This window comes from Pseudooceanicola sp. (assembly GCF_029213205.1).
In the GTDB taxonomy this organism is placed as follows: domain Bacteria; phylum Pseudomonadota; class Alphaproteobacteria; order Rhodobacterales; family Rhodobacteraceae; genus Pseudooceanicola.
In genome coordinates this window covers 72,323-84,953 of record NZ_JARGNH010000002.1, presented here as the reverse complement: position 1 = coordinate 84,953, position 12,631 = coordinate 72,323, and the positions used below count along the sequence as shown (strand labels likewise).

10 protein-coding genes are annotated in these 12,631 nt (G+C 65.2%); 7 read left to right on the top strand and 3 right to left on the bottom strand.

The window, feature by feature from the left end; translation table 11 throughout:
* The first annotated feature begins 60 nt into the window (after nucleotides 1–60).
* From ftsZ to recN, 4 genes are all read left to right on the top strand, one after another.
* Nucleotides 61–1,719, top strand: coding sequence for a cell division protein FtsZ (gene ftsZ, locus P1U48_RS02860; RefSeq protein WP_301066988.1), 1,659 nt, complete (start codon nucleotides 61–63; stop codon nucleotides 1,717–1,719).
* A 240-nt stretch (nucleotides 1,720–1,959) separates the two neighbouring features.
* Nucleotides 1,960–2,880 (top strand): UDP-3-O-acyl-N-acetylglucosamine deacetylase, encoded by a 921-nt coding sequence (gene lpxC / locus P1U48_RS02855; RefSeq protein WP_301066986.1) that lies wholly within the window; start codon nucleotides 1,960–1,962, stop codon nucleotides 2,878–2,880.
* Nucleotides 2,881–3,016: 136 nt separating this feature from the next.
* The gene (locus P1U48_RS02850; protein ID WP_301066985.1) at nucleotides 3,017–3,859 is read left to right on the top strand and encodes an outer membrane protein assembly factor BamD; all 843 of its coding nucleotides are present in this window, start codon (nucleotides 3,017–3,019) and stop codon (nucleotides 3,857–3,859) included.
* A 61-nt stretch (nucleotides 3,860–3,920) separates the two neighbouring features.
* Nucleotides 3,921–5,567 carry a DNA repair protein RecN gene (gene recN, locus P1U48_RS02845; protein WP_301066984.1) on the top strand — a complete coding sequence of 549 codons (1,647 nt, stop codon included), beginning with the start codon at nucleotides 3,921–3,923 and terminating at the stop codon, nucleotides 5,565–5,567.
* A gap of 316 nt (nucleotides 5,568–5,883) precedes the next feature.
* Here recN and P1U48_RS02840 read toward each other — a convergent pair whose 3' ends face one another.
* Nucleotides 5,884–7,260: an FAD-linked oxidase C-terminal domain-containing protein gene (locus P1U48_RS02840; protein ID WP_301066983.1), complete on the bottom strand. Its 1,377-nt coding sequence runs from the start codon at nucleotides 7,258–7,260 to the stop codon at nucleotides 5,884–5,886.
* A 45-nt stretch (nucleotides 7,261–7,305) separates the two neighbouring features.
* Between P1U48_RS02840 and P1U48_RS02835 the strand changes: the two genes are divergently transcribed.
* The 3 genes from P1U48_RS02835 (at nucleotide 7,306) to P1U48_RS02825 (ending at nucleotide 11,135) form a co-directional block, all read left to right on the top strand.
* Nucleotides 7,306–9,069, top strand: coding sequence for a chloride channel protein (locus tag P1U48_RS02835; protein ID WP_301066981.1), 1,764 nt, complete (start codon nucleotides 7,306–7,308; stop codon nucleotides 9,067–9,069).
* Nucleotides 9,070–9,207: 138 nt separating this feature from the next.
* Nucleotides 9,208–9,924 carry an FkbM family methyltransferase gene (locus P1U48_RS02830; RefSeq protein ID WP_301066979.1) on the top strand — a complete coding sequence of 239 codons (717 nt, stop codon included), beginning with the start codon at nucleotides 9,208–9,210 and terminating at the stop codon, nucleotides 9,922–9,924.
* Nucleotides 9,921–11,135: a glycosyltransferase family 61 protein gene (locus P1U48_RS02825; protein ID WP_301066977.1), complete on the top strand. Its 1,215-nt coding sequence runs from the start codon at nucleotides 9,921–9,923 to the stop codon at nucleotides 11,133–11,135. Before P1U48_RS02830 ends, P1U48_RS02825 begins: the two co-directional genes overlap by 4 nt.
* Here P1U48_RS02825 and P1U48_RS02820 read toward each other — a convergent pair.
* A complete protein-coding gene (locus tag P1U48_RS02820) occupies nucleotides 11,128–12,165 on the bottom strand; it encodes an FAD-dependent oxidoreductase (protein WP_301066975.1) in 1,038 nt (345 codons plus the stop codon). The two genes, P1U48_RS02825 and P1U48_RS02820, sit on opposite strands and share 8 nt — an antisense overlap.
* 24 nt (nucleotides 12,166–12,189) lie before the next feature.
* The gene (locus P1U48_RS02815; protein ID WP_301066974.1) at nucleotides 12,190–12,531 is read right to left on the bottom strand and encodes a DUF427 domain-containing protein; all 342 of its coding nucleotides are present in this window, start codon (nucleotides 12,529–12,531) and stop codon (nucleotides 12,190–12,192) included.
* Between the last annotated feature and the right edge of the window lie 100 nt (nucleotides 12,532–12,631).

The following is a 12,631-nucleotide window of genomic DNA, read 5'->3' as shown; positions in this document are numbered from 1 at the left end:
CGCGCGAACTGGCAGAAAAACGCGCCCGACGACCGGGGCGAACATCAGGCGGACAGAAAAATGACATTGAACTTGGGACTGCCGGGAGGCGACGACCTCAAACCCCGGATTACGGTATTCGGCGTAGGCGGCGCGGGCGGCAACGCGGTGAACAACATGATCGAAAAGGCGCTGGATGGCGTCGACTTCGTCGTGGCGAACACCGATGCCCAAGCCCTGGCCCAAAGTCTGGCGCAAAGCAAAATCCAGTTGGGTGTCAAGGTCACCGAAGGGCTGGGCGCGGGCGCCAAGGCTTCGATCGGGGCCGCGGCCGCCGAAGAATCGATTGAACAGATCGTCGATCACCTGGCGGGCGCGCATATGTGCTTCATCACCGCCGGAATGGGCGGCGGCACCGGCACCGGCGCCGCACCGATCATCGCGCAGGCGGCGCGTGAACTGGGCGTTCTGACGGTCGGCGTGGTCACCAAACCCTTTCAGTTCGAGGGTGGCAAGCGGATGCGCCAGGCCGAGGACGGCGTCGAAACCCTGCAAAAGATGGTCGATACGCTGATCATCATTCCCAACCAGAATCTGTTCCGCCTGGCCAATGAGAAAACCACCTTTACCGAGGCGTTTTCGATGGCGGACGACGTGCTTTACCAGGGCGTCAAAGGTGTCACTGATCTGATGGTTCGCCCCGGTTTGATCAATCTCGACTTTGCGGATGTCCGCGCCGTGATGGACGAGATGGGCAAGGCCATGATGGGCACCGGCGAGGCCGATGGCGAAACCCGTGCGATCCAGGCCGCCGAAAAGGCCATCGCCAATCCGCTGCTGGACGAAATCAGCCTGCGCGGTGCCAAAGGCGTGCTGATCAACATCACCGGCGGTCATGACCTGACCCTGTTCGAACTGGACGAAGCCGCGAATCGCATCCGCGAAGAGGTCGATCCGGATGCCAATATCATCGTCGGTTCGACGCTGGATACCGATATGGAAGGCAAGATGCGGGTCTCCGTGGTCGCCACCGGCATCGACGCGGTCGATACCGGGCTCGACATGCCGGTGCCGCGCCGCAAGATGTCACAGCCGCTGAAACAGCCCGAAGCGATGGCACCGCCGCCAGCGCCCGAACTGGTTCAACCGCTGGTTCTCGAATCCGAGTACGAGGATGAAGAGATGGTGCTGGACCGGGCTGAGGAACCGTCGTTCTTCAACGATCTGGACGCCCAGGCCGCCGCCACGGCGGATGAGATGGAAGACATCATGGCCGATGACGGGACCGACGATCTGCCCGCACCCGCCTATCAGCATCAACCGCAGCGCGCCCAGGCGCCCGAAGTGGTCGCTGAAAGCTTTGTCGCACCGCAGCCTCGCAAGGCCGGGACCCCGTCGCCGGAAGCCCTGGCGCGGCTGCAGGCGGCGGTCAATCGTAGCGCTCCGCAATCCGCACCGGTCGAAGCCGAAACCAACGATGGCGAACGCCCGCGCTTTGGGATCAATTCGCTGATCAACCGGATGACGGGCCATGGCGAAGAGCGCGCGGCACCGCAGGCGGCGCGTCCGGCTCCCCGGGTTCAGCCGAGCGTGCAACCGCCCGCCGCGGCACGCTCTGGCGCGCCGAGTTCGGCCGCTGCAACCGCGTCGGAACCACGTCAGCAACCCGCAGCCCGGCAGGTCGATCCCGATCAGGAGCGCATTGAAATCCCCGCCTTCCTGCGTCGTCAGGCCAACTGAGGCGGTAATCCGCCGGTCCTGCTGATCCGCAAGATTTATGAAAGGCCGCTCTTGAGGGCGGCCTTTCTGATTTTCAAACAGCGGCTTGGCGTATCCCGTTCATTCGCGGATCAGATCCGGTCAATCACCGGCTGAGCGTGTTTCAATCAGTTGCAAAGCGTGAATTGAGACGACCGAGCACTGACCCTACCAAGTTATCAGCCCCCGGTTGAAACCGGGCGGGGTGAATTGGGTGTCGGTTTGCAAAACACAGTGAAATCCAGCGTCAGCTTTGCCGGGATCGGTCTGCATAGCGGCCGGGCGGTGCAGGTCACCGTGCATGCGGCCGCGGCCGAGCATGGCTTCTGGTTCCGCCGCTCGGATATCGACCTTGGCGATGCGATGATTCCGGCGCGCTGGGATGCGGTCACCGAGACCCGGCTTTCGACTCGCCTGCAGAACGCCGCCGGTGCGTCGGTCGGAACGGTGGAACATCTGCTGGCGGCGCTGGCCGGTTGCGGCATCCACAACGCGCTGATCGATGTCGACGGGCCCGAGGTGCCGATCCTTGACGGCTCGGCCGCACCATTCGTGCGTGGGCTGCTGGCCCGTGGCCTGCGACCACAGGCCGCGCCTGTCCGGGCCATCGAAATCCTGCGCCCGGTCGAGGTGCAGATCGGCGATGCCAGCGCCCGTCTCGAACCCGCCGCGATGACCGAAATCGACTATCGCATCGAATTCGACGATCCCGGCATCGGGAATCAAGCGCATTTCGTGGCGCTCGGCAACGGCGGTTTCGTCCGGCACCTGTCGGACAGCCGCACCTTTTGTTGTCTGGCGGATGTGGCCGGGCTGCATGACCAGGGGCTGTCGCTGGGCGGCTCGCTCGACAATGCTTTGGTGTTTGACCACGGCCAAGTGCGCAATCCCAGCGGATTGCGGCATCTGAACGAGCCGGTGCGCCACAAGATGCTGGATGCCTTTGGCGATCTGGCGCTGGCCGGGGCACCTGTTCTGGGCCGTTATATCGGCAACCGGGCGGGCCATGCGGTGACTCATGCGTTGCTGCGCGCGGTGTTTTCCGATCCCGCCGCCTATCGGATGGTGGTCTGCACCCGCGAGCAGGCGGCGCGGCTGCCCGGCATCGGCCTGCGCCGGGCCGAGATTCCGGCCGTGGCGTGACTTGGGTGATTCACCTACCATCAAATCCGGCGTAAAGGCGTTTTGCACCGCGATTTTCTGTGCTAGACCAGCGGTCAATCGGGTGTCGCGCGTTGCGCACAGCCATGGAAGAAACGGCAAAAAGGTGAGGGCGAGCATGGCAGGCGGTTTCCGGGCGCGGCTGGCGGCTCCTATTTTGCTAATTGCTTTCTTGTCAGCCTGTGGCGGCGGGCAAAAGAAGGCGACCGAGCTGCCGCTCGAAGATTATACCGCCGAACAGATATTTGGCCGGGGTGAGTATGAACTCAACCGCCGCCGCTATGAGGACGCCTCGGGCTTCTTTGGTGAGGTCGAGCGGCTCTATCCCTATTCAAACTGGGCCAAACGCGCGTTGATCATGAACGCCTATTCGCAGCACAAGGGCCAGAATTACGAGGAAAGCCGCGCCGCGGCGCAACGCTTCCTCGATGTCTATCCGGCGGATGAGGATGCGGCCTATGCGCAATATCTGCTGGCGCTCAGCTATTACGACCAGATCGACGAGATCGGGCGCGATCAGGGCCTGACCTTTCAGGCGCTGCAAGGCCTGCGGGCGGTGATCGAGAATTATCCCGACAGCGAATATGCCCGCTCGGCGATTCTGAAATTCGACCTGGCCTTTGACCACCTCGCCGCCAAAGAAATGGAAATCGGGCGCTACTACCTGCGCCGCGACCATTTCAGCGCCGCGATCAACCGATTCCGGGTGGTGGTCGAGGAATTCCAGACCACGACCCACACCGCCGAGGCGCTGCACCGCCTGGTCGAGGCCTATCTCAGCCTTGGCCTGACCGATGAGGCGCAGACCGCTGGCGCGATCCTGGGCCACAACTTCCGGTCGACCCAATGGTATGAGGACAGCTTCAAGCTGTTGAAAGGGCGCGGGCTCGGGGCTGAGGCGGTGGGCGACAATTGGCTGCGCCAAGTCTATCGCCAGATGATCAAGGGCGAGTGGTTGTAATGGCGGTTCTGCGCCCGGTGCCGGGCGCGGCCGCCGCCAGCTGACAGGGGAACCGGCGGCGATGCTGCGCGGTCTTGAAATCCGCAATATGTTGATCATCGACCGGCTGGACCTCGGGTTTCAGCCGGGGCTCAACGTGTTGACCGGTGAAACCGGCGCGGGCAAGTCTATCTTGTTGGATTCGCTTGGGTTTGTTCTGGGTTGGCGCGGCCGTGCCGATCTGGTCCGCCAGGGCCAGGCGCAGGGTGAGGTCAGCGCCTGGTTCGACATCGGCGCCGATCACCCGGCCCGCGCGGTGCTGGAAGCCGCCGGCCTGCCGGTCGCGGATGAGCTGATCCTGCGCCGGATCAACACCGCTGACGGGCGCAAGACCGCCTGGATCAACGACCGCCGCGCCAGTGGCGAGGTGCTGCGCGCGCTCTCGGATACGTTGGTCGAACTGCATGGCCAGCATGATGACCGTGGCTTGTTGAACCCGCGCGGCCACCGGGCCTTGCTGGATGCTTTTGCCGATCATGACGGGCTGCGTGGCGAGGTGCGGGCCGCCTGGCGGGTGGCGCGGCAGGCCGATACGGCGCTGGCCGAAGCGCGGGCGGTGATGGCTGAACTGGCCAGCGAAGAGGATTTTCTGCGCCATGCGGTGGCTGAGCTGGAGGCTCTGGCGCCAATGCCCGGCGAGGAAGCAAGCCTGGATGCCCGCCGCCGCCAGATGCAGGCCGCTGAACGGCAACGCAGCGACATCGCCCGCGCCGCCTCGGCCCTCGGTCGCGACGGCGCCGAGGGCCCGTTGAACGACGCGTTGCGTTGGCTCGAAGGCGCCTCTGATGCGGTCGATGGGCGGCTTGACGACGCGATTGCCGCTCTGGGCCGGGCTCTGGGCGAATTGGGTGAGGCGGCGGATGGGGTCGAACGCTGCCTGGATGCGCTGGATTTTGATCCGCTGGAACTGGAACGGGTCGAAGAGCGGTTGTTCACGATGCGTGGCCTTGGCCGCAAACATGGTGTTGCCGTCGATGAGCTGGCCGATCTGACCGCGCGCCTCGCGACGCGGCTGGCGACTCTCGACAATGGTGCCCGCGACATCGCCGGGCTGGAACAGGCCGCGGCGGCGGCGCGCGCCGGATTTGATGCGGTCGCCGGGCGACTCAGCGCTCTGCGCCAATCGGCGGCGCAACGGTTGGATCAGGCGGTGGCGGCAGAGCTGGCACCGCTGAAGATGGAGCGCGCCCGCTTTGAAACCCGGCTGAGCGCGGCAGAACCGGGGCCGGAGGGCAGGGACGAGGTGAATTTCACCGTCGCCACCAATCCCGGCGCCCCGGCGGGGCCGCTGGCGCGGATTGCATCGGGTGGGGAATTGTCGCGGTTTCTGCTGGCGCTCAAGGTCTGCCTGACCGGCGGTGGCCGCGATATGACCCTGATTTTCGACGAGATTGACCGTGGCGTCGGCGGCGCCACCGCCGATGCGGTCGGGCGCCGCCTGCGTGCTCTGGCCGATGAAGGTCAGGTGCTGGTTGTCACCCATTCGCCGCAGGTGGCGGCGCAGGCAACACATCACTGGCGGGTGGAAAAACGGGTCAGCGGCGACCAGACCTTTTCCAATGTCCTGGCGCTTGACCTCGACGCGCGGGTTGATGAAATCGCCTGGATGCTTTCAGGTGACAGCATCACCGAAGAGGCCCGCGCCGCCGCCCGCAGCCTGATGGGGTGAGCCGGGAATCGAGGCGGCCCTGCTTTGAAATCCGCCCAGTCTCGAAACCTGCCAGACCCCAGAACCACGGCGTGACTGATAACCAATCAACACGCGGTTTTTAAGAAAACTATGCGCGCCACGGGACCGGCGGCTTGCGACCAAGCCCGGGGTCAGGCTGTGGCTTGGGCCCTCGGCATATCGTTTTCCAAGGCGGTCAGCCCGAACCTGCGTTTCAGCGCCTCGGTTAGCCCTCGGGCCAACGCAATTCCGAGGTGACACCCCCCGCGAACGGCGGCTTGCGCGGCGGCGGGTTGGCCGCGGCTGGCGATGAATTTCAGCCTGCTGGAGGCACCAATTTGCCCGGATTGAGAATCCCCAAAGGATCAAGCGTGGCTTTCAACGCGCCCATCACCTGCCAGGCCTCGCCATGTTCGCGTTGCATATAGCCGCGCTTGCCGATGCCGATGCCATGTTCACCGGTCGCGGTGCCGCCCATCTCCAGCGCCCGGTCGACCATTCGCGCCGCCGCCGCCAGGGCCTGGTCGCGTTCATCTGCGTCACTGGGGTCGAACATCAGGATGGCATGGAAATTGCCGTCGCCGACATGACCCAGGATCGGGCCGTTGACCCCGTGCGCCGCGAGGTCGGCGATGGTCGCCTCGACCGCCTCGGCCAGTCGCGAGATCGGCACGCAGACATCGGTGACAATCGACCGGCAGCCGGGCCGGGCGGCGAGGATTGCGTAATAGGCATTGTGCCGCATATGCCAGAGCGCGGCGCGGTCTTCGGCGCGGGCGGCCCATTCAAAGCCCATGCCGCCATGGTCGGCAACCAGGGCGCCAAAGCTTTCTGCCTGTTCGGCGACGGCGCTGTCCGAGCCATGGAATTCGACCAGCAGATGCGGCAATTCCGGCAGCGCCATCTGCGCATAGGCATTCACCGCCCGGACGCTGGCGGCATCGATGAACTCCATCCGCGCCATCGGAATGCCCATCTGGATGGTCTCGATCACCGTCTGCACCGCATCATCGATCCGCGCGAAGGCGCAGACCGCGGCGCTGATCGCCTCGGGCTGGCCATGCAGGCGCAGGGTCAATTCGGTGATCAGGCCCAGGGTGCCCTCGGCGCCAACGAACAGCGCGGTCAGATCATAGCCCGCTGCGGATTTGCGCGCCCTGGTGCCGGTCCGGATCACCCGGCCGTCGGCCAGCACCACCTCAAGCCCCAGCACATGATCGCGCATGGTGCCATAGCGCAGCGCGGTGGTGCCGCTGGCCCGGGTCGAGGCCATGCCGCCAAGCGCCGCATTGGCGCCGGGATCGACCGGAAAGAACAACCCGGTGGCGCGCAATTCCTGGTTCAGCGCCTCGCGGGTCAGTCCGGGCTGGACGCGCACATCCATATCCGCCTGATTGATCTCCAGAACCTGGTTCATCGCGGAAAAATCCACCACCACGCCCCCCTCGACCGCCTGCGACTGCCCCTCAAGCGAGGTGCCGGTGCCCCAGGCGGTGACCGGGCAGCGGTGTTCGGCGCAGATCCGCAGGATCGCGGCCACCTGATCGGTGGAGGCGGGATAGGCCACCGCATCCGGCAGGGTCAGGGGGAAATGGCTTTCGCTGCGGCCATGCAGGTCCAGATCGGACTTGGACCGGCTGAGTGCATCGCCTAAGACATCAGCAAGTGCGGAGAGGGCGGCGTTATGTGCCATAGTGGCGTTTCCTGAACAATTGGGCGGATCGGATCAAATTAGGGCATGCGCGGCGCGGACGAAAGAGCGGTGAATGACACGGCTGAGGGCGACCAGCCCCCAGGGTCGCGTGGTGCACAGAGTTCGGGGCCGGCTCCGGGACCAATCGCCGCGGCGCTGAGCTTTGCCCTGGCGCATCTGCGACAGGCCTGGAAGGTGCTGCGCTCGCGCGGTCCCAGCCAGTTCCAGTTCTGGCTGATCGCGCTGATCATCGGGATTGCCGCCGGGTTCGCGGCCCTCGGGTTCCGCATGGCGATTGGCTATATCCAGAGCAGCCTCTACGGAGTCGAGGATGTGCATTTGCTGCACTCCTTTGCCGAAACCCTGCCGTGGTTCATGATCCTGCTGATCCCGATCATCGGTGGCCTGCTGGTCGGGGTGATCCTGCATTGGTTCACCCCGGATGGCCGGGTCCGCGCGGTTTCGGACGTGATCGAGGGCGCCGCCCTGCACAAGGGCCGGGTCGAGGGGCGGGCCGGCATCGCCTCGGCTGTGGCCTCGCTGATCACCCTCAGCACCGGTGGATCCTCGGGCCGTGAAGGGCCGGTGGTGCATATGGCCGCGGTGATGTCGACCTGGGTGCTGCGCCGGATTCGCGCCGACGGGGTGACCGGGCGCGATCTGCTGGGCTGCGCGGTGGCGGCGGCGGTCTCGGCCAGTTTCAACGCGCCCATCGCCGGGGCGCTGTTCGCGCTCGAGGTGGTGTTGCGCCATTTCGCCATCCACGCCTTTGCCCCGATTGTCATCGCCAGTGTCGCGGGCACTGTGATCAACCGGCTGAAATTCGGCGGCGTGACCGAATTCGAGCTGCCGACCACTTCGATGTTCGGCTTTTATCAGGAATTGCCGGCCTTTCTGCTGCTCGGGCTGATCTGCGGGATCGTCGCCGGGCTGGTGATGCTGACCATCTTTGCGGCCGAGGATTTTGCCGGCGCCCTGCAAAAACGCGCCGGGATCCCGCGCTGGCTGCGCCCGGCGCTGGCGGGCGGGCTGTTGGGGATGATGGCGATTCCGTTCCCGCATATCATCGGCGTTGGCTATGAGACCACTTCGCTGGCGCTGACCGGCGAATTGCTGTTGTCGCAGGCGATCCTGTTCGCGGTGCTCAAGACCGTGGCGGTGGCGGTCACCTTTGGCGGGCGGATGGGCGGCGGGGTGTTTTCGCCCGCGCTGATGATCGGGGCGCTGACCGGGCTGGCCTTTGGGTATATCGCCACCGGGCTGTTTCCCGAGGTCTCGGGCTCGGCCACCCTCTATGCGCTGGCCGGGATGGGCGGGGTGGCGGCGGCGGTGCTGGGCGCGCCGATTTCGACCACCCTGATCGTGTTCGAACTGACCGGCGACTGGGCCACCGGCCTGGCGGTGATGGTGACGATTTCAACCTCGGTCGCGGTCGGCACCAGGCTGGTCGACCGGTCGTTCTTTCTCAGCCAGCTGGAACGGCGCAATATCCATCTCGCTGCCGGGCCGCAGAGCTATCTGCTGGCGGTTTTTCATGTCTCGGGGACCATGCGCGCGGTCGGGTCAGAGCGGGCCGCGCCCGACGACGCCTGTTGGGAAATGATCGAATCCGGCAGTTATCTGGATGCCTCGGCGACGCTGGAAACCGCGATGCCGATGTTCGAACGCACCGGCGCGGTCTATCTGCCGGTGGTGACACTGGGCGGGGCGGACAAGCCGCCCGAGCTGCTCGGCGCGCTGTTTCATGTCGACGCGCTCAAGGTTTACAACGGTGCGCTGGCGGCGACCGCCGCCGAAGAACACAGCTAGACCCAAAAGCGATGCGCCCAAGGCACATTCCATAACGGAACGCGGGCCGCGCACGCGTCGCTGTTTGTGCCGGCCTGCCGCGCCATTACACTGATCCCATAACAAAAAAATAAATTTACCGAGCAACGGGGTAAGAGCATGTTCGGACTGATGGCGAGAGCCAAGAAGGAGGAGCACCAGCCGCCCGCAGCCTGCTGCATGGGTGTCGATGTGCCCGATTCACCATTTCTCAACGCCAACCGGGTGGCCCGGATCAATGCCGGCCGCTACGAAGAGCAGGAAATCATTGGCGCGCTGCGGGTTGTGCGCGCCGGCGATACGGTGCTGGAACTGGGCGCCGGCCTCGGCATTGTCGGGGCGGTGGTCGCGCGCAACATGCGACCGGCGCGGGTGATGAGCTATGAGGCCAACCCGGACCTGATCCCGCATATTGAGGCCCTTTATACGCGCAACAAGCTGACCGATCGGATTTCGGTGGAAAACCGGATACTCTGGGCCGGTGCGGATCGCCCCGAAGAGGTGACCCTGCATGTGACCAATTCGTTCCTTGGCGCCTCGGTGATCGAGCGGCAAAATCGGGCGACACGCCCGGTCGCGGTGCAGACTGCCGATTTCAACCGCGTCGTCGCCAAGGCCGATGTGCTGATCATGGATATCGAAGGCGCCGAGCTCGACATCCTGCGCAGTGCCGATCTGTCCCGGCTGCGCGCGATGGTTCTGGAATTCCATCCCGAAGCCTATGGTGTCGAAGGCATGCGCGAGGCCAAGGCGATCGTTCGCGACGCCGGGTTCCAGCGCATCGCCCCCTGTTCCAGCCGCACGGTTTGGGCCTGCGAAAAAGTCTACGAAGGATGAGCAAGGCCGCCGTCCAGCCTGCGCTCGATCCTGCCGCTGATCCCGCGGCCGGGGGCCCGGTCCTTGATCCCAGCGATCCGGCGGGCAAGCCCCTGTCGAGTGGTGGCTGGTCAGAGGCCCTGATCCAGCTCGACAATGCCTATGTGGTGCCGCCGCTCGAAAGCGCCTTTGTGCAGCCCGCCGGGGTGTTGCATGCGGATGGGCGCTATTGCCCCGAGGGTGCGCTCTGGCGCAAATGGCGACCGCTGACCACAAAGCCGGAAAAGCCCGGCGGCGCGCTGATCAAGCTCAAGGGCAAGTGGATCTGGGGCGGGGTGCTGTGGCAGCATTTCGGGCATTTCCTGGCCGAAAGCACCACCCGGCTCTGGGCGCTGGATCAGATCGATGACGCTGATGGCATCCTGTTCATTCCAAAGCGACCCGCCGTCGGCGAACATCTGGCCGGGTTTCAGCAGGGGTTTGTCGATCAAATGGGCTGTGACCTGCCGATCCAGGTGGTGACCCAGCCGGTTCGGGTCGAACATCTGTTGGTGCCGGGGCAGGGGTTCGGCCTGGGCGAGATCATTCGTGGCACCGATGCCTATCGGGATGCGGTGCATGCCCGTTTCGCCACCAATATCGCGGCCGAGGGTGGCGAGAAACTCTATATCTCGCGCTCCGAACTCGGGGTTGGTCGCGGCGGGCTGATCGGCGAGACCCGGCTGGAGACCTATCTCGCCGCCGAGGGTTATGAGATTTTTCACCCGCAAAAGCATTCGCTTGACGTGCAGGTGGCGCGCTACAAGGCGGCCACCCATGTGATCGGCGCCGAAGGCTCTGCGCTGCATATGTTCGCGATGGTGGCGCGTCCGCATCAGCATGTGGCGGTGGTCCTGCGGCGCAAATCCTCGGCCTCGAATTTCATCGAACAGCATCTCGCCAGCTTTGGCGGGCGCGAGCCGCTGGCGGTGCAGGCGCTGCGCCGGATCTGGATGCCCGACGGCACCAAGGCCAAGCGGATGGGGCTGGGCGAGCTGGATTTCCCACAGGTCGAACGGGATCTCACGGCGGGTGGGTTCGTCAGCGGCAAAGCCGGTTGGGCGGATATGAGCGACGACGAGGTGGTGGCGCTGATGGGCAAGCGTGCGGAAAAGATGACTGCCGTCGACACCCGAAAACGCCGCCAGCGCCGGGCGCTGCGGGCCGAGTCAGTGGGCGATTCAGCTAGCTGAGCAGCGCCAGAATGCGCTCGGTGACCACCGGCGCAAGCGACACGCCGGGATGTGCCGCCGCGACGTACAGACCTGAAACACCAGCGGTTTCCTCAGCGATCAGACCGGTGTCGGTCTGCGGCATCGGGCGCTGGCCAATGCCGGAACTGGCCACATGCCAATTGCGCAGACCGGGGAACCAGTCCCTGGCGGTCTGGCATTTCTCTTCGGCCAGCGCCTCCAGCGTGGGGCCGTCTTCGCCGCGCAGCGGCGCCGCGACCAGAAAGTGATCCGGGCGCCGGTCCTTGCGGATTTCCAGCCCCGGCCCAGAGAGCGCCAGCGTCGGCGCCGGGCCTTCGGCGGTCAGGGTGATCAGCGCCGAGGGCGAGGTGGTGATCTCCGGGGCGCTGGCGCCCTCGGGCAGCATCCGGTGGGTCATCGCGCCGGTGGCCAGCACCACACTGTCGGCGGGGACGGTGGTTTCGGCCAGATAGACGCCAGTGACCCGGCCGCTCTCGGTGGCAATGCCAAGCGCGGTCTGGTTGGTGACCACCACCGCCCCGGAATCGACAGCGCTATCGGCCAGTCGCCCGGCGGCCATGCCGGGGCGCAGAAAGATGTCATCGGGCGCATGCGCCGCCAGATCGGGAACCACCGCCAGATGCGGCGCCACCCGTTGAATTGCGGCTCGGTCCAGGCCCTGCACATTGGCGCCCAGGGCACGGCGTTCGGCGATCAATGCCTCCGTCGCCTCGGGGCTGTCACGCCAGACCAGCGCGCCGTCGCCGGGCACGAACAGCTTTTCGCGCATTGCGGCGTTCAGCCCGTCATAGGCGCGCCGTCCGGCCAGCAGCAGATCGAATTTCACCTGGGATGGCGGCTGCCATCCGGCCAGCTGGGTGACCCAGCCAAATGACATCGCCGAAACCCCGCGCCCCAGCCCCTGGGTCGCCTCGATCAGGGTCACATCGTGGCGGCCACCCTGCGCCAGCGCGCGGGCGACCATCGTCCCGATCAATCCGGCCCCGATGACCACCACCCGATGTGTCATGTCATGTCACCCTTCGATATGCAGTCAGACCCGTTCGACGGTCACGAATTCACTGGCGTAAAAGGCGAGGTGATCCTTGATCTCGGCGACGCCGGGAAACGGATCCTCATAGCTCCAGGCGGCATTCGCCAGCTCCGTGCTCTTGGTGATGATCGAATAATAGCTGGCATCGCCCTTTTTCGGGCAATGGCTGCTGTGATCGGTCTTGTCCAGAAATGCCATCGCCACGTCACCGCGCGGGAAATAGACCACATAGGGGTGGTCGCCCTCATTCAGTTGCAGCGCGTTGCGGCTTTCGGCGAGAACCGCGCCCCCGGCGCGGACGGTCCAGGTGCCTGCGGCCTTTTGGATCGTGATATCACTCATTTGCTGCCCTCCGCTGAGCCGTCAAAACTTGGTGCCGTGTAAATGTAACAGGCGCATGTCGTGGTGGAAATGCCCGGAAACACGGGCGTTCTGGCCGGTC